Genomic DNA, 19,462 nt, shown 5'->3' with positions numbered 1-19,462 from the left:
AAAAATCTCCTAAGAAAGCAGCTTTTCAATTTCCTCCGTAGATAGACGTTTCAAGGCCTCCAGGGATTTAGCCAGTTCGTTCTGAACGGGGTCCGCCAGCGGTGCCAGTTGCTCCAACTGCGTGCAGTAGTCGCCAAGCACAGGGTTTTCGAACAGTGCCTTCAGGCTGACCGCCAACCCCGCCTGCTCCTGGACGCGACCGGTCACCTGGGTGGCGATCAGCGAGTGCCCGCCAAGGAAGAAGAAATTGTCGTTCAGGCCAACCCGTTCGATTTTCAGTACATCGGCCCAGATAGCGGCCACCTGCTGCTGCAGCGGCGTACGCGGCGGCACATGGGCCTCTGAGAGCTGGGCAGTGTCCGGGCGCGGCAGCGCCTTGCGGTCCAGCTTGCCGTTGGGCGTGAGTGGCAGTCTGTCCATCAGCACCAGGTGGGAGGGCACCATGTACTCCGGCAAGCTCTTGCGCAGCGCAGCCCGCAGGTTTTCACGCAGCGTCTCCTGTGCGGCCACATCGGCCATCACGCGGGCATCGGTAGGCACGACATAGGCCACCAGGTGTTGCCCCGCCGGCCCGTCGATGGCCATGACCACGGTTTCGCGCACCGCCTCTTGCTGCAGGCGGGTTTCGATCTCACCCAGTTCGATCCGAAAGCCGCGGACCTTCACCTGATGATCCACCCGGCCGACGTACTCCAGCACACCGTCGGGGCGATAGCGGGCAAGGTCACCGGTACGGTAGATACGCCCGCCCTGCTCATCGAAAGGGTTGGGCAAGAACCGCTCAGCACTGAGCCCCGGGCGTTTCAGGTAACCACGGGCCAACCCGGCACCGGCCAGGTACAATTCGCCTACCGCCCCCACCGGCACAGGTTGCAAGCCGCCGCTCAGCACATAGGCTGCACTGTTGTCCAACGGCCGGCCGATATTGGCCTTGCCGCCAGCGGCCCTGAGCGTGCAGGTAGAGTAGGTAGTGTCCTCGGACGGGCCGTAAAGGTCGTACACATCGCTCACATGCTCCAAGCGGTACAAATCGTCGACGATCGACTGCTTTAGCGCTTCGCCGCAAAGGTTGATGATTTTTACCGACGGCGGAATGTTGCCGGTTTCGCACAGCTGCTTGATGGCCGACGGTACGGTATTCACCAGCCGCACCCGGTCCCTGGCCGCCAGGTCAGGCAGTTCAAGGGCGTTGGCAGCCAACACCGCATAGCCACCAGCCGACAAGGTGACGAACAGCTCCCATACCGACAGGTCGAAGCAGATCGAGGTGGAGAAAAGCACACCGCACAGGTCCGCCTGGCTGTATACCGACAGCGACCAGCCGATCAGGGCCGCCACGCTGCGGTGCTCGATTTGCACCCCCTTGGGCTTGCCGGTGGAGCCTGATGTGTAGATGCAATAGATGAGGTTGCGGGCGGTGGGCAAACAGGCCAGGTCAGTATCCGGGTAGCCGTCGAGCGTCAACTGATCGAGCAGCAGCGTACGCGACTGGAACTGCGCAGGCATGCGCGTGATCAGGCTGGTCTCTGACAAAAGCAGGATCGCCTGGCTGTCATCGAGCATGTATTCCAGACGGTCCTGCGGGTATTCCGGGTCCAGCGGCACGTAGGCGCCACCCGCCTTGAGGATAGCCAGCAAGCCCACGACCATCTCCAGGCTGCGCTGTATGGCAATGCCCACCAGCACATCCGGGCCGACACCCTGCTCGCGCAGCTTGTGCGCCAGTTGATTGGCCCGGCGATTGAGTTCGCCATAGCTCAGCGTCTGCTCGCCAAAAATCAGCGCTGGCGCATCTGGGGCTTTCGTCACTTGTGCTTCGAACAGCTGGTGAATACAGCTGTCATCAGGGTAGCTGGCCAGGGTCGCGTTCCAGCCTTCGACGATCTGCTGATACTCATGATCGTCCAGCAGGGCAAGGTCGGCGATGCGCTGAGCAGGCTGTTCAATGATGACCGTCAGCAGATTCTGCCAATGCCGGGCGAACGTGCGAGCAGTCGAAGCATCGAACAGGTCGGTGGCGTAGATCAGCGCCGCGCCGATACCCTTGTCATGCTCGTAGGTTTCCAGGGTCAGGTCGAACTTGGCGGTATGGTTGTCCCACGCCACGGCTTGCACTTCCAGCCCCGGCAAGCTGTGCTGCTCGCCCCGGGCCTGGGTCTGATGGTTGTACATCACCTGGAACAGCGGGCTGTGGTTAAGGCTACGCTCTGGCTGCAGGGCCTCTACCAGCTGTTCGAACGGCAGGTCTTGGTGAGCCTGGGCCTCGACGACCCGCTGTTTGACCTGGCCGAGGAACTCGCTGAAAGACATCTGCACATCGAACTCGGCGCGCAGCACCTGGGTGTTGACGAACAACCCCACCAGGCGCTCGGTTTCCACACGGTTGCGGTTGGCCACCGGCACTCCGACGCGGATATCAGATTGCCCCGAATAACGGTGCAACAGGGTCTGGAAGCTGGCCAGCAGCACCATGAATGGCGTCACGCCCTGTTGCTGGGCGAACTGTTTGAGTGCATGTGCTTGCTGCTCGTGCAGGTCGATCGCCAGCCGCTCGCCCTTAAGGCTGCTGACCGTAGGTCGCGGGCGGTCCGTCGGCAATTCCAGCACGGGGTCCTCGCCCCCCAGTTGGGCGGTCCAGTAAGCCAGCTGCCGCTCCTGCTCACCGGCCTCCATCCAGCTGCGTTGCCAGATAGCATAGTCGGCGTACTGGATCGGCAGGGTAGGCAACTGCACGTCGCCCTCCTGGTTGTATGCTGCATACAGGCGCACCAACTCTTCCACCATCACTGGCATGGACCAGCCGTCAGCAATGATGTGGTGCAGCACCAGCACCAGCACATGCTCTTGAGCATTCAATTGCAGCAGTTTCACCCGCAGCAATGGGCCGTTTTCCAGGTCGAAGGTTTGACGGGCCTCACGCTCCACCTGCTCGCGCAGGGCATGTTCGCCGGCACCGTTCAAGTGCTCGTAGGCCACGGTCAATGGCAGGCTCGGGTGAACCACTTGTACCACCTTCTCGCCCTGTTGGCTGAAGGTTGTACGCAGCGCTTCATGCCGGACCAGCAACGTGTCGAAGGCACGCTGCAGAGCGGCCCGGTCCAGCTCGCCCTTGAAGCGCAAGGCCGAAGAGATGTTGTACACCGCGCTGTTCGGGTCGAGCTTCCACAGGAACCACTGTCGCTGCTGGGCGAAGGAAAGCGGCAGTTGCGCAAATTCCCCACGCACCTGCGGGATGGGCAACTGCGCCAGGCTGCTGCCCTTGGAGGCCAGCTTTTCCAGAAACAGCCTGCGCTGCTCGAGTGGCAGCCGAATGAAGCGGTGAACCAGGTCGGTGTTGCGGGTATCGGTGCTCATCTCAAACTGCCTCAAGCTCATTCATGAAGTCGTGGAACTCGTCCAGGTCAGCCGTGAGGTCAGTGCTTGCAGCGCTGACCGCGGCGGCGTAATCGCGTAGGTTGTCGGTCTGGAAAATCAGGGCCAGTGGTGTCTCGGCCCCCAGTTCCATCTGCAGGCGCGCCACCGCTTGTGTGGCCAACAGCGAATGCCCGCCGAGTTGGAAGAAGTTATCGGTCAGCCCAACCCTTTCCAGTTTCAGCACATCCGCCCAGATCGCCGCGATCTGCTGCTCCAGCTGGCTGTGTGGAGCAACGTATTCACGCTGCAGCAAGCTGGCATCCGGCTGCGGCAGGGCCTTGCGGTCCAGCTTGCCGTTCGGCGTCACCGGCAGCTTGCCGAGCAGCAGCAGGTGCGCCGGCACCATGTAGTCCGGCAGGCCAACCTTGAGGGCCTCGCGCAGGCTGTCGCGCAATGCGCTTTGGTCTTGCGTGCTGTCGGCAGGCACCACGTAGCCCACCAGTTGCTGGCCGTTCGGCCCGTCCTGGGCCAGCACCACGGCTTCCTGCACGCTCGGCAGCTCCAGCAGGCGCGCTTCGATCTCGCCCAGCTCGATGCGCAGGCCACGGATCTTCACCTGGTGGTCGATACGCCCGGCATAGTCGATCACGCCGTCGGCGCGGTAGCGCGCCAGGTCGCCGGTACGGTACAGGCGGCCACCGTTGTCACTGAACGGGTCCGGCACGAAGCGCTCGGCGGTCAGCGCCGGCCGCTGGTGATAACCACGGGCCAGGCCCACGCCGCCCAGGTACAGCTCGCCGGCACTGCCGCGCACGGCGGGTTGCAGGCTGCCTTCCAGGATGTGGGTTTTCAGGTTGTCGATCGGCTGGCCGATCGGCACGCTGATGCTTTCGTCTGGCTGGCAGGTCCAGTGAGTGACGTCGATGGCCGCCTCGGTCGGGCCGTAGAGGTTGTACAGGCCCGCCGCCGTCAGGCGTTGCAAGGTTTGGCGCGCCAGCTCGGCCGGCAGCGCTTCACCGCTGCACACCACGCGCTTGAGGCTGACGCAGCTCTCGACCGCTTCGTGGGTCATGAACGCCTGCAGCATCGACGGCACGAAGTGCAGCGTACTGATGCCATGGTGATTGATGGTTTCCACCAACAATTGCGGATCGCGGTGCGCGCCCGGCTGGGCCATGACCAGGCGGGCACCGGTCATCAGCGGCCAGAAGAACTCCCACACCGACACGTCGAAGCTGAACGGGGTCTTCTGCAGCACACTGTCGCTGGCGTCCAGGCCATAGGCCTTCTGCATCCACCACAGGCGGTTGACCAGGGCCTGATGGCTGTTGCCGGCGCCTTTCGGGCGGCCGGTGGAGCCGGAGGTGTAGATCACATAGGCCAGGTTCAGCGGCGCCACGTCGAGGTTCAGGTTGCCATCGCTGTAGCCGCTCAGGTCCTCGGTATCCAGGTCCAGGCTGCGCAGGCCGGCTGGAATCGGCAGGGCCTCGCGCAGGTGCGACTGGGTCAGCAGCAAGGCAATGCCGCTGTCGTCGAACATGTAGCTCAGGCGGTCCTGCGGGTACTCAGGGTCCAGCGGCACGTAAGCGCCGCCGGCTTTCACGATACCCAGCAGGCCAATGACCATCTCCAGGCTGCGCTGCATGGCGATGCCCACCAGCACATCGGGGCCAACGCCCTGTTCGCGCAGCTTGTGCGCCAGCTGGTTGGCACGGCCATTCAGTTCGGCATAGCTCAGGCTCTGCTCGCCAAACACCAGCGCCGGGGCGTCCGGGGTGGCGAACACCTGGGCCTCGATCAGCTGATGAATGCTGCGCTCATCCGGGTACGCGGCCTGGGTATCGTTCCAGCCTTCGACCATTCGTTGTTGTTCCGCTTGGCCCAGCATTGGCAGCTCGCCGATAACGGCATCTGGACGCTCGACCAGCGCCTGCAGCAAGTTGGCAAAGTGGCCAGCCAGGCGGCCGATCGTCTCGTCGCTCCACAGCGCACGGTCGTGGCTGTAGTGCATCGACAAGGTGGCGCCCAGTTCCACCACCAGGGTCAGCGGGTAGTTGGTCTGCTCCTGCACCGCGACGTCGCCAAAGCGCAGGCCACCCGGCGCGCCCTGTTGCAACGCTTCGGCCACCGGGTAGTTTTCGAACACCAGGATGCTATCGAACAGCGCTTCGCCGCCCTGCCCCGCCCAACGCTGCACGTCGTACAGCGGCGTGTGCTCGAACTCGCGCACGGCCAGGTTGCCGGCCTGCACCTGGCCGATCCACTCGGCCACGCGCTGCTCGGCACGCGGCGCGCCGATCACCGGCAAGGTGTTGATAAACAGGCCGATCTGCTCTTCCACGCCTGGCAGGTCTGCTGGGCGCCCGGCCACGGTGGCGCCGAAACACACGCTGGCCTGGCCGGTGCAGCGCTGCAGCAACAGCAGCCACGCAGACTGCACCAAGGTGTTGACCGTGACCCGATTGGCCCGGGCGAAGGCTTCGATGCGTGCGGTCTGCACGCGGTCGAAGGCCAGGCGGTAGTCGCCGTAGCCACTACCACCGGCGCCAGCACTGCCGGCAATGGCCTGGGCCAGGCGGGTCGGCTCGTCCAGCGTGGCAAGCTGGGCCTTCCAGAACGCTTCGGCAACGGCTGCGTCCTGGCCTTGCAGCCAGGCGATGTAGTCGCGGTAATGCGTGGCCGGCGCTTGCGGCGCCACACCTGCATAGCGTTGCAGCACTTCACCCAACAGGCGCGAAGTGCTCCAGCCGTCCATGAGGATATGGTGGTTGGTGTAGATCAAGTGGTGGCTGGCATCGCCGGTGCGCACCAGTACCAGACGCAGCAGCGGCGCGGCGGCCAGGTCGAAGCCGCGCTGGCGCTCACCCTCGGCCAGCGTCTGCAGGGCTTGCTCCAGGGCAGGCTGGCCGCGCCAGTCGTGCTCGCTGAAGGGCAGGTCGACGGCTTTGCGCACCACCTGTACGGCCTGCACCAGCTCACCCTGCAGGACAAAACCGCTGCGCAGGATGTCGTGGGCGTCCAGCGTGGCCTGCCAGGCTTGCTGAAAGCGTTGCACATCCAGCCCCTGCACTTCCACGCGCAGTTGGTTGATGTAATTGCCGGCCTGCTGGTCGTAAAGGGTGTGGAACAGCATGCCCTGCTGCATGGGCGACAGGGGGTAAACATCGGCGATCTGCGCTGCCGCCAGCGGCAGGTTGTCCAGTTGCGCCTGGGTCAACGCGGCCAGCGGGAAGTCCGACGGGGTCACCCCCTGGTGGCGGGTATCGCAGCAGTGCTCGACCAGCTCGACCAGGGCCAGTTCATAGGCGTTAGCCAAGCCTTCGATGGTTTCCGGGTGGTGCACGTCGGCGCTGTAGGTCCATTCCAGGAACAGCTCGCCGCCATACACCTGGCCAGTGATGCTCAGCCAGTTGCCTAGCTGCGCGCCTGCACATTGAGTGCGGCCCGCGCTTTCGCCGCTTGGGGTGAACAGTGCGCCAGCCTCACCTGCAAAGCTGGCATCGAACTGGCCCAGGTAGTTGAAGGTGACACGGGCCTGGGCGGCGCGTTGCAGTTGCCCACGCACGTGGGCATCGCCGAGGTAGCGCAGCAGACCGTAGCCAATGCCTTTGTCCGGTACGGCGCGCAGTTGCTCCTTGATGGCCTTGATCGACTGGCCAAGGTCCACGCCCGGCGTGAGGCGCACCGGGAACAGGCTGGTGAACCAGCCCACGGTGCGGCTTAGGTCGAGGTCGTCGAACAGGTCTTCGCGGCCATGGCCTTCGAGCTGGACCAACACATTGTCTTGCGTGCTCCACTGGCACAGCGTGCGCGCCAGTGCGGTCAGCAGCAGGTCGTTGATCTGCGTGCGGTAGGCTGCCGGAGCCTGCTTCAGCAGCTTGGCAGTGCGCTCGGCATCCAACCGTGTAGCGGCGGTGCGGGCGTGGCTATTGTCCAGGCTGCCCTGTGGGTTATCGCGTGGCAATTCAGCATTGTTGTCGGCCAGCGCTTGCAACCAGTAGTCGCACTGGGCTTGCAGCGTAGGGCTGCCGGCGTGGGCGACCAGGCGTTCGGCCCAGGTTTGTACTGCAGCGGTCTTGGCGGGCAGGTTTACGGCCTGGCCGTTCAGCAATTGCTTGTAGGCTTCTTGCAGGTCTTCCAGCAGCACCCGCCACGACACGCCGTCGACCACAAGATGGTGAACCACCAGCAGCAAACGCTGCTGGCCATCGGCGAAATCGAACAGTTCGGCACGCAGCAATGGCCCCTGTTCCAGGTTCAGGCTGGCTTGTACCTCGTTGCCGGCAGCATCCAGCTCGCCTAGCGCAGCCAACTGGCGCTGGTGCAGCAACGGTGCGCTGCCCAACGGCTGGAAGCGTGCCCGCCACTGGCCATCGCCACGGGTGAAGCGCAAACGCAGGGCATCATGCTGCTCGACCACCGCACGCAAGGCGGCCTCCAGCTGTTGCAACTGTACCGGGCTGGCGGGTTTGAGCAGTACCGACTGGTTCCAGTGCGCCGGTTGCGCCACATCCATCTCGAAGAACCGCGCCTGGGCCGGCAGCAGGGCTACCTCGCCGCTGAGGGCCGTGTCCACGAGCGCCGCCGCTGGCTGCTTGGCCTCGATACGCTTGGCCACCTGCGCCAGTTGGGCGATGGTCTGTTGTTCGAACAACTGCTTGGGGGTGATCTTGATGCCCTGGCGTTTGGCCCGGGCAATGATCTGCAGGCTGAGGATCGAGTCGCCGCCCAGCTCGAAGAAGTTGTCGCTGCTGCCGACTCGCTCCAGCTTGAGCACATCGGCCCATACGGCGGCCAGCTTCTCTTCGATTTCACCTTGCGGCGCCACGAAGCCTCGGCTGACAGCGCCCGGTGCCGGCAGTGCGCGCTTGTCGAGCTTGCCGTTGGCGGTCAGTGGCAGGCGTTCGAGCAGCAGCATCTGTGCCGGCACCATGTACTCAGGCAAGCGTGCTTGCAACTGTGCCAGCAGTTGCTGCTCGGTGACGCCAGCCTCGGCGACCACATAAGCCACCAGTTGCAGGCGCTCGGCATCACTGTCCAGCGGCAGGGCCAGCACCACGGCCTCACGGACTGCGGGCAAGCCCGCCAGTAGGCGAGCCACTTCGCCCGGCTCCACGCGGTAGCCACGAATCTTCACCTGGTCGTCGGCGCGGCCAACGAACTCGATCAGGCCATCGGCAGTCAGCCGCGCACGGTCGCCGGTGCGGTACACGCGGGCACCGTCCTCGGTGGGCACGAAGCGTTCGGCCGTCAGCCCAGGCTGGCCGAGATAACCCTGGGCTACGCCCTGCCCGCCCAGGTACAACTCGCCGGGCACATGCGCCGCCAGCGGGTTGAGATAGCCATCCAGCACCTGCGCGCTAGCGTTGCCCAGTGGGCGGCCGACCGGCACCGTGCGGCAGCCTGGCACGGGCTGGCCGGGCTCGAAGGTGAGCACGCCAACCGTGGTTTCGGTCGGGCCATAGTGGTTGATCACCCGGCAACCAGGGCGCAACTCGCGGATCTTTTCCAACAGGCCCCAACTGCATGCTTCGCCGCCAAGGATCAGCGCTTCGCCAGGTAGCACATCGGCAGCGCGGGCTGCTTGCAGCAAGCCTTGCAGGTGGCTCGGCACCAGTTTCAGCACACCAACCTGGTGCTGCGCCATGTAGCTGGCGAAACCATCCGGGTCGAAAGCCAATTCCTGTGGCAGCAAGTGCAGCAGGCGGCCCGAGGCCAAGGCGCCGAACAGCACGGTATGGCCAAGGTCGGCAGCCGTGGTGGAGACCATTGCCATGCTTGCCTCTGCCGGCAATTGCAGGCGCTCCAGCACCGCCTGGGTATAACTGGCCAGCGCCCCATGGCTGATCACCACGCCTTTCGGCTGCCCGGTCGAGCCCGAGGTGTAGATGAGGTAAGCCGGCTGTTCGGGGGCGACTGCCACGTCGAGCGGGCTGTCGCTGCAGGTTGCCCAGGCGCTGTGGTCGCAGGCAATCACCTGCAGGCCATCCAGGCCCACGAAACGCGAATCACCTGGCTCGTGCAGCAGCACTGTGGCAGCACTGTCGGCAAGCAGTTGCTGCAGGCGCTCCTGCGGTTGCTGGGTGTCCAGTGGCAGGTAGGCCGCACCGGTCTTGAGCACCGCAAGCAAGGCGCTGACCCATTCGATGGAGCGCGGCAGGCACAAGGCAACGACGCTGCCTGCGCCAACACCGCGCTGGCGCAGGTAATTGGCCAGGCGGTTGGACCCGGCCTCCAGCCCGGCCTGGGTCATGAACCGGTCACCCGCACGCACGCCGCCGCGCGCCTGGCCTTGAACAATTGCCTGGCGCCACAGCCCCAGGAAGTCGCCCTGTGGATAGGCCTGTCCGGCCATTGGCAACACTACTGGTACTTCCGGGCAATCGACGATCGCCTGCTGCGGGTCGCGGACCAGTGCCTCCAGTACCTGTCGCAGCGAAACCGCCATGCGCTCGATGGTGGCCTGCTCGAACAGGTCGGTGGCGAAGGTGAAGTAGCCTTCGATACCGTCGGCCTTGTCGGCGAAGTCGAAGGCCAGGTCGAAGCGAGCATCGCCGCCGTCACGGGCAAAGCCTTCCACCTCCAGCGCGCCCAGGCGCTGACGCCCCGCCTCACTGGTGGCCACATGCTGGTTGATCTTGAACTGGAACAGCGGGTTGTGGGCCAGGTTGCGCTCAGGCAACAAGGCGTCGACCAGGTGCTCGAACGGCAACTCCTGGTGCGACTGGGCGCCGCCGATCACCTCTTTCACCTGTTCCAGCAGCGCGGTGAAAGTGGCGCGCTCGTCCACCTGCACGCGCAGCACCTGGGTGTTGATGAAAAAGCCGATCAGGCCTTCCAGTTCCTTGCGGTTACGCCCGGCATTCGGTGCACCGATACGAATGTCGGCCTGGCCGCTGTAGCGCGACAGCACCACCGCCATGGCCGCCAGTACCAGCACGAACAGCGTGTGGCCGCCCTTGCGTGCCAGGCTGCGCAGGGCCTCGGCCCGTTCGCCCGCAATATCCACGCGCACCACCGCACCGCGCTGGCTTGGCGTGGCCGGGCGTTCGAAGTCCAGTGGCAGGCTCAGCACCGGCTGCTCGTCACCCAACTGCGCTTGCCAGTAGGCCAGCTGGCGCTGTGCTTCACCGGCTTCAAGCCAGGCGCGCTGCCAGATGGCGTAGTCGGCGTACTGGATCGGCAAAGCCGGCAAATCGGCCTGCCGCCCCTCGGCCAGGGCGGTGTACAGCTGGATGAACTCCTGCACCAGCACATCGCTGGACCAACCGTCGGAGATGATGTGATGCATGCTCAGCGCCAGTACGTGCTCCTGGTCCGCCACACGCAGCAAGGTCACCCGCAGCAGCGGCCCGCTCAGCAGGTCGAACGGCTGCTTGAGGGCCGCGTCCACGGCCACGCTCAGCGATGCTGCGTCGGGCTCGCCGTCGAACATCACCAGCTCCAGGGGCAGCGGGCACGGGTCGAGGATTTCCTGGTGGAATTCACCCTCCACGGAGGCGAAGCGCGTGCGCAGCGATTCGTGGCGCTGCACCAGCGCGTCCAGCGCCTGTTGCAGCACCGCCTGGTCCAGTGCGCCTTTCAGGCGTACGGCAATGGGCACGTTGTAGGCCGGGCTGTCGGGCTCCAGTTGCCAGAGGAACAACAGGCGCTGCTGGGCGTACGACAGCGGAATGCGTGCCAGGCCCTGGCGTGCCGGCACGATGGGCAGCAGGCGGAAGCTCTGCCCGCTGGCCTGCATCTTGTCCAGGATCTGCTGGCGTTGCTCCACGGGGAGGCCGACGAAACGTTGGGCGATGCGTTGTGCTGCAGTGAGTTCCATGTCAGGCCTCTGTGAATGCGTTCATCATTTTTTCGATATCGCTCAGGCCATCGTCGGTCAGCGACAGGGCCTGTTCATCCAGCGCCAGGGCGAAGGCGCGCAACTCGGGGTGGGTGAAGATCAGCCGCAGTGGGATGTCCAGCCCCAGCTCGACGTTGATCCGCGACACTGCCTGGGCGGCCAGCAAGGAGTGGCCGCCCAGCTCGAAGAAGTTGTCGTTCAAGCCGACCCTGGCGACGCTCAGCAATTGCGCCCAGATATTGGCCAACTGCTGTTGCCGCTCGGTCTGCGGCGCCTCGTAGTCATGCTGCGGCTGGCTCGGGTCAGGCAGCGGCAGGGCCTTGCGGTCGAGCTTGCCGCTTGGGGTCAGCGGCATGCTCGGCAGGGTCACCAGATAAGACGGAATCATGTAGTCCGGCAGGCTGGCCTTGAGGTAGTGCTTCAAGGCCAGGCGCAGGTCGCCGTCATGGCCTTCAACCGGCACGGCATAGGCGCACAGCTGCTTGCCCGCGGGCAGGTCGATGGCCAGTACAGTGGCTTCGCGCACGTCCGGGTGCGCGCGCAGGTACTGCTCGATCTCGCCCAGTTCGATGCGAAAGCCGCGCACTTTCACCTGGTGATCGGCCCGGCCGCGATAGGCCAGCTGGCCGTTTTCGTCATAGCAACCCAGGTCACCGGTGCGGTACAGGCGGCCGCCGCCAACCGGGTCGAACGGGTCAGGGATGAAGCGCTCGGCAGTCAGCGATGGCCGCTGGTGGTAACCGCGTGCCAGGCAACCTGCCCCGCCGATGAACAGCTCGCCTGGCACCCCCACCGGGGTTGGCGCCAGGCCATCGTCAAGGGCATGCAGGCTGCGGCCTGGTATGGCACGGCCAATGGGTACGCCACCCTGGCTGATCTGCTGCGGGGTCATCTGCGAGCAGTCATAGGTGGTGGCGACCACGGTGGCTTCGGTCGGGCCATAGGTGTTCAACAGGCGCACTGCGGTTGGGCCATCGGCCAGCCAGGCACGCAGGGCGTCTTCTGGCACCGCCTCGCCACCGACGTGAATCTGCTTCAGCCGGCCATAGGCTTCCGGTGCGCGGCGCTCCAGTGCCAGTAAACGCCAGTAGGCGGCTGGCAGGTCGGCTACGGTGACATCGTGGCGGTTGATTTCATCCAGCAGAGTCGCGGTGTCCCACAGCCGCAGATCGCGCAGCACGACGCAAGCGCCTTGGGCCAGCGGCGGGAAGAACTGCTCGATGAAGCCGTCGAAACTGAAGGTGGCGAACTGCAACACGCGGTCATTCGGGCTCAGCCGCGAATAGTCACCAGCCACTTGGCAGAACACCGACAAGGCATGGTGATCGATGGCCACGCCCTTGGGCATGCCGGTGGAGCCGGAGGTATAGATCACATAGGCCAGGTTCTCCGGCGCGGCCAGGTTGGCCAGCGGCTCGGCAGGCCAGGCACTCAGCCAGTCGTTACCCGGCTCCAGCACCACGCAGGGCAGCGGTGTGCTCAACTGCAGGCGTTCACGCGAAGGCACGTCGGCCAGCAACAAACCGATGCTGCTGTCCTCGACCATGTAGGCCAGGCGCTCCTGCGGGTAGTCCGGGTCCAGCGGCACATAAGCGCCACCCGCCTTGTGGATGGCAACCAGCGCCAGGGCCATGCCCAGGCCGCGCTCGACAGCCACGCCGACCAGACGGTCCGGGCCCACGCCCAGCGCCCGCAAACGATGCGCCAGCTGGTTGCTGCAGCGGTCGAGCTCGGCGTAGGTCATTTGCTGGTCGTCGAAGATCAACGCCACAGCGTCTGGTCGCAGACTTGCCTGGTGCTCCAGCAACTGGTGTGCGCACAGGCCGCTACTGGCCTGCGACGCCGGGTTCCAGCCATGGGTCAGTTGCTGGTGTTCGGCACTGCCTAGCAAGCCCAGCTCGCCAATGCAGCGCTGCGGCTCGGCGCAGATAGCTTCCAGCAACGCCTGCCAATGACCGGCCATGCGTTCGATGCGTGCGGCGTCGAACAGGTCGGTGGAGTAGTTGAACGAGGCCGTCACCCCATCGGAACGTTCCAGCGTGTTGAGCGAGATGTCGTACTGCGCACCGGGCTCCAGCAGGTCCACTTCCTTGACCTGCAAGCCGTGCAGGGCATCGCTGGATACCTGCTCACCCAGGTCGCGCAAGTGGTTGTACAGCACCTGGAAGAACGGGTTCACACCCTGTTCGCGGTCCGGGTACAGCGCCTCGGCCACTTCAAGGAACGGCACATCTTTGTTGGCCTGAGCCTGCAAGGTGGTTTCCTTGATCGCCGCCAGCAGTTGCGGGAACGGCTGGCTGCCATCGACGCCGATGCGGGCTACCACCACGTTGATGAAGAAGCCGATCAGCCCCTCCAGCTCCAGGCGGTTGCGGTTGGTGACGGGCACCCCGATGTTCAACGTGTCCTTGCGGCTGTAACGCGACAGTACGATGGCATAGGCCGCCAGGAATACATGGAACAGCGTGGCGTTGGACGCCACTGCCAGGGCCCGCAGGCGCTCGGTCAGGGCCAGCGGCAGGCGCACGTCGAAGCGGCTGCCCTGGTAGCTCTTGACCTGCGGGCGAATGCGGTCGGCGGGCAGTTCGAGCACTTCGAAGTCGTCTTCCAGGCGGGCCTTCCAGTAATCGATCTGCGCCTGCATCTGCCCTTCGGCCAGCCACTTGCGCTGCCACGCGGCGAAGTCGGCGTACTGCACCGGCAAGGGTTCGATGGCCTGCTGCCGGCCTGTGGCCGCCGCGTTGTAGACGGCAGCGAACTCGCGCACCAGCAGGCTCATCGACCAGCCATCGGAGACGATGTGATGCAGGGTCAGCGACAACAGGTGCTCTTGCGCATTCACCTTGAACAGACGGGCACGCAGCAGAGGCCCATGCTCCAGGTCGAACGGGACAAAGGCTTCGGCTTCCAGCTTGCGCAGCTGCGCCGCGTGGTCCTGGCCGCTGAGGTCTTCGAAGCCGATCGGCACCGTGGCGGCTGGCAGGATGCGCTGCCACGGCAAGCCGTCGGCTTCGACGAACACCGTGCGCAGTGACTCGTGGCGGGCCGCCAGTGCATCCAGTGCGGCCTGCACCGCCGAACGATCGAGGTTGCCCTGCATGCGCACGGCCATCGGCGTGTTGTAGGCCAGGCTTTGTGGGTTGAGCTTCCAGAACAACCACTGGCGGTTCTGCGAACGGGACACCGGCAGCGGCTGCTGGCGGTCGAGGATTTCGATGTCCAGGCCCGTGCCCTGCTCGCCCTCCGCCACCGCCTGGGCGAAGGCCAGCAGGTCGACGGTGTCGAACAGGGTGCGCAGCGGGATATCTACGCCCAACTGCTTGCGCACGCGAGATACGGCCTGGGTTGCAAGCAGCGAATGGCCACCGAGGGCAAAGAAGTTGTCGGTCAGGCCAACCTGCGGCACTTGCAGGACTTCGGCCCAGATCGTTGCCAACTGCACTTGCAGCGGGCTCTCTGGTGCCTGGTAGGCCTGCAGGGTGGCGACCGGCTCGGGCAGCGCCTTGACGTCGACCTTGCCGTTGGCGGTGACCGGCAGGTGCTCCAGCACCATCAAGTGGGTCGGCACCATATGTTCGGGCAGCCGGCTTTTGAGGGTGGCGCGGGTCGAATCCTGCCAGGCCTGGCAGTCGGCAGGCATTTCACTGGGCACCAGCCAGGCAGCCAGTTGCAATTGCGGCGCCTGGCCCTGCACGCGGACCAGGGCATTGGCCACACCGTCCAGTGCGCGCAGCTGGTTTTCGATTTCGGCCAGCTCGACACGGTAGCCACGGATCTTCACCTGGCCATCCATACGCCCGGCAAATTGCAGGTCGTTGCCCTGGCGTACCCAGTCACCGCTGCGGTACAGGCGCTGGCCGTGGCTGCCGTGCGGGTCGGGCACGAAGCGCTCAGCAGTGAGCGACGGGCGGTTCAGGTAGCCACGGGCAAGGCCTGCACCGCCTATGTACAGCTCGCCCTTGGCCTTGGCCGGCAGTGGCTGCAGGCAGCGGTCAAGCACTGCCACGCGGGTGTTGGCCAACGGCTGGCCGAGGCTGCTTTGTTCGCTCAGTTCGGCAACCAGCACGCCGACGGTGGTTTCGGTCGGGCCGTAGTGGTTGAACACCTTGAGCGCCGGGGCCAGTTGGCGGATCTTGCCCAGCAGGCCCGGGCTGATGGCCTCGCCACCCAATACCAGGCACTGGCTCGGCAGCGCCGCGCGGCCAGCCACCAGCATGGCCTCCAGGTGTGAAGGCACGATCTTCAGGGCATCCACCTGGTGTTCGGCCAGGTACGCGGCGAAACCTTCGGCATCCAGCACCTGTTCGCGCAGCAACAGGTGCAAGGTGTGGCCGCCGCACAGTGCGCCGAACAGCATGGTGTGGCCAAGGTCGGCAGCCGGGGTCGAGACCTGGGCCATGCTGCGGATTCGCTCGACAGGCAGGCGCGCGCTCATGCCATCGACATAGTTGGCCAGGGCGCCGTGGCTGATCGCCACGCCCTTGGGCTGGCCGGTGGTGCCAGAGGTGTAGATCACATAGGCCAGGTTTGCCGCAGCCGGCGCGGTGCGTGCGACGCTGCCGTTGCCCGCTTGCGCCCAGTCAAGGTGCTGCACGGCCGCGGGCAACTCGGCCTGCCAGTTACCGGGGGCCAGCACCCGGCGGGTGCCGCTGTCGGTCAGCATGTAGGCGAGGCGCTCAGCCGGCTGCTCGGGCTCCAGCGGCAGGTAGGCGCCCCCCGCCTTGAGTACCCCCAGAATGCTGGCGAGCATGCCGACGCTGCGGTCGGCCAGTACGCCAACCAGTGTGTCTGGCCCTACCCCGGCTTTGACCAGGCGGCTGGCAATGGCCTCGGCGCGGGCATCGAGTTCGGCGAAGCTCGCCTGTTCGCCCGCAGCCACTACCGCGATGCGCTCGGGGTGACGACTGGCGGCTGCAGCAAAGCGTTGCTGCACACTGGGCGACTCGGCGGCCTGCGCGGGGGCGCCCAGGGTTGCGGCCAGGCCCGGCAATGCCAGCTCGCCTACAGCACCAGCCGTTTCGGCAGCCAGCGCCTGCACCAGCGCCAGCCACTGCTCGCCAAGGGCTTCGATGGTGGCCGCCTCGAATACATCCGTCGCGTAGGTGAACGCGGCATGCAACTGCCCGGCGCGTTCGTGGGTGTCCAACGCCAGGTCGAAGCGTGCGCTGTGCTTTTCCAGGGCAATGGGCGCCAGGCTCAGGCCGGAGCGAGTCTCGATGGCCTGCACATCCGCCACCTGCGCTTGGTGGTTGAACAGCACACGAAAGAGCGGGCTTTCGCTGCTGCGCGGCAGGTCCAGGGCTTCGACCAACTGCTCGAAGGGCAAGTCCTGGTGGCTTTGTGCACCCACGGCGGTTTCGCGCACGCGCTGCAGCAGGCCGGCGATATCCAGCAGCGGGTCGATCTCGGTGTGCAGCACCTGGGTGTTGATGAAGCAGCCAATCAGCCCTTGGCCTTCTGCACGGTTGCGGTTGGCGATGGGCACGCCGACGCGGATCGCGGCCTGACCGCTGTAGCGCTGCAACAGCAGCTTGAAGGCAGCCAGCAACACCATGAACAGGGTGACGTTGTGCTTGCGCGCCACACCGCGCAGGCGCTCGGCAACGTCTGCGGCGACGGGGAATTCGTGGCGCGCGCCCCGGTAGCTGGGCCGGCCTTGGCGGGCACGATCCAGTGGCAGCTCCAGCGGCGAATGGTCCTCGCCCAGGCGGGCCTGCCAGTAGGCCAGCTGGCGCTCCTGCTCGCCAGCCTCCAGCCAGCTGCGTTGCCACAGGGCGAAGTCGCGATATTGGATTGGCAGCGCGTCGAGTGTGGCCTCGGTGCCGGCCACGGCGGCCTCGTACAGGTGCAGGAATTCATCGATCAGCACGTTCATCGACCAGCCGTCGGCGACGATGTGGTGCAGGGTCAGCAGCAGTACATGCTCCTGTGCGGCCAGTTGCAGCAGGCGTACGCGCAGCAATGGGCCACTGGCCAGGTCGAACGGGGCCAGAGCTTCGGCTTCGGCGATGCGTTCGATCGCGGCCTGGCGGGCGGTTTCGTCCAAGCTGGCCAAGGCGTCCTGGCGCAGCTGCAACGGAGCAGCCACGGCGTCTACTTGCTGGCGCACGTCATCGCCGTCGGCGACAAACCGAGTGCGCAGGGTTTCGTGGCGCGCCACCAGGGCATCGAAAGCCTGCTGTAGAGCGGCCAGGTCAAGCGGACCATGCAGGCGCACGGCCATCGGCAGGTTGTACGCTGCGCCCTGCGGGTCGAGCTGCCAGAGGAACCACATGCGCCGCTGGGCATACGACAGCTGGTCGCGCTCGGCCACCTCCACCCCGGGCGCGATCGGCAGCACGGAAAAATCCATGCCCTCGCCCTGCAGCGCCTTGAGGAACAGGCGGCGCTTGTCGGGGCTGAGTTCGATGAAGCGGCGGGCGAGCTTGAGCGTTTGATCAGCATTCATGTCGAGCGGTGTCCTGGCAGTCGAGCGGTAACTGTCAGACGAAGGCATGGGGGGCTGATTTAGGGGGGGGATTGAAGCAGGGCCACCAGGGGCCCGCCGTTGGGAATTTGGCGCCTGTGAGATCGAGCGCCGCGCGGGCGGCGCTCGATCTCACAGGCGCTGCACCTCCCACGACAAACACCTATCAGCCCAACACCTCGCTGTGCCCCTCGGCCATCGCCACCACCACCTTGCGCTTACCGGTAAACGGCGAGCGGGCGTGGGCCGCGAGCATGTTGTCGAGCATCAGCACATCGTTTGTCAGCCAGGGGAAGCTGATGGTGCATTCATCCAGCACCCCGCGCACTTCATCGAGCAACGAATCCTCGATGGTCGTACCGTCGCCGTAATACACGTTACGTGGCAGGTCCTCTTCCTCGACAATGTCCATCAGCGATTCACGCACCTCTGGCTGCAGGTTCGACACATGGAACAGGTGGGCCTGATTGAACCACACGTCATCCCCGGTTACCGGATGGCGCGCCACCACCTGGCAGCGCTGGCGCGTGCGCAGCTCGCCGTCGTCCTTCCATATGCACTCGATGGCATGCGCCCGGCAGTACGCCTCGACCTGGCGCGGGTCTTCGGTGTTGAACACCTGCGACCACTCCACATCCAGGCCGTTGCCATAGTTGCGCACATACATCAGCCCTTTCTCCTCCAAGCGCTGGCGAATGCGCGTCGGCATGCGTCGGTACACCTCGCGGCTATCGGCAATTGGCGTTTCGCCGCCGGTCTCGGCGGGGATCACGCTGTAGAACCAGATCTTCATCGGCCATTCCAGGGTGTAGGCCTGCTCGTTGTGCAGGGGAATGCTCTGGTGCGCCGGGTATTCGGTTGAGGTGTACACGCCCTTGGTCACGTTGCTGCGCGGGGTAGAGCCGAACTCGTAGTTGAGCAGTGGGTGACCAAAGGAGGCGGCAAACTGGCGGAAGGCTTCGGCGCCACCCACCTCGAAGCCGCGGAACAGGATGCCGCCAGCCTGCAGCAGGTGCCGATCCACCAGCGGCTGCAATTCGGTAAAAGCCTCCAGCAGGTCGATCCCCGGCTCCGGTGCGCGCACCAGCAGCGGCAGGTTGCCGCGCGCGGCGTCCAGCGGTTCGATGGCAAAGCTCAGCAGTTCACTCATGTACGGTCACCTCAAGCCAGGGCCGCGTTGGCGGCGAAATCGGGTTGTGCGCCATCACGGCGCCTGACTAGGTGAACGAGCGGGCCCGCGGGAAATTCACCAGAGCAGCACTCACAGGTAAAGCCAGCGCGTGCCGGTTCGTCTGAACGATGTGCACCCTTTTATCGCCCAGGAACCGTACATGACTCGCCAGCTTCTGCTCCTAGCCCTGCTCGCCACGGCCCCTGCCGCCTGGTCGGCGGAGCCATGCGCCATGGAAATCCACGGCACCGACCAGATGACCTTCGACAAGGCCGCCATCAGCGTGCCCAAAACCTGCACCACGTTCACCGTTACCCTCACCCACCCAGGCGACATGCCCAAGAACGTGATGGGCCACAACTGGGTATTGAGCACCCAGGCCGACATGCAGGGCGTACTGGATGACGGCCTGAAGGCCGGCGAGGCGCAGGACTACGTCAAGCCTGGCGACACACGGGTGATCGCTCATACCCGCCTGATCGGTGGTGGCGAGAAGGACAGCGTCACCCTCGATACCAAGGCGCTGAAGGCCGGTACCGACTACAGCTTCTACTGCTCGTTCCCGTTCCACAGCACCCTGATGAAGGGCACCCTGACCCTTGGTAGCTGACCCCGCCCCCCACTTTCA

At 65.3% G+C, this 19,462-nt stretch carries 5 protein-coding genes; 1 reads left to right on the top strand and 4 read right to left on the bottom strand.

Translation table 11 applies throughout. From position 1 onward, the window contains the following. Positions 1-9 precede the first annotated feature (9 nt). From Q9451_RS09745 to Q9451_RS09730, 4 genes are all read right to left on the bottom strand, one after another. Complete coding sequence (locus Q9451_RS09745) at positions 10-3,354, bottom strand: non-ribosomal peptide synthetase (protein WP_012273657.1); 3,345 nt, start codon at positions 3,352-3,354, stop codon at positions 10-12. 1 nt (position 3,355) lies between these two features. Then, the gene (locus tag Q9451_RS09740) at positions 3,356-11,176 is read right to left on the bottom strand and encodes a non-ribosomal peptide synthetase (protein WP_012273658.1); all 7,821 of its coding nucleotides are present in this window, start codon (positions 11,174-11,176) and stop codon (positions 3,356-3,358) included. A 1-nt stretch (position 11,177) separates the two neighbouring features. Next, positions 11,178-17,645: a non-ribosomal peptide synthetase gene (locus Q9451_RS09735; protein ID WP_012273659.1), complete on the bottom strand. Its 6,468-nt coding sequence runs from the start codon at positions 17,643-17,645 to the stop codon at positions 11,178-11,180. Between the two features lie 184 nt (positions 17,646-17,829). Beyond that, positions 17,830-18,813 carry a TauD/TfdA family dioxygenase gene (locus Q9451_RS09730; RefSeq protein ID WP_012273660.1) on the bottom strand — a complete coding sequence of 328 codons (984 nt, stop codon included), beginning with the start codon at positions 18,811-18,813 and terminating at the stop codon, positions 17,830-17,832. A 181-nt stretch (positions 18,814-18,994) separates the two neighbouring features. Here Q9451_RS09730 and azu point away from each other — a divergent pair, with 181 nt between their 5' ends. After that, positions 18,995-19,444: an azurin gene (gene azu / locus Q9451_RS09725; RefSeq protein WP_012273661.1), complete on the top strand. Its 450-nt coding sequence runs from the start codon at positions 18,995-18,997 to the stop codon at positions 19,442-19,444. Positions 19,445-19,462: the final 18 nt, after the last annotated feature.

The organism is Pseudomonas sp. NY8896, assembly GCF_039634505.1.
This window is presented reverse-complemented; position numbering and strand designations above follow the sequence as displayed.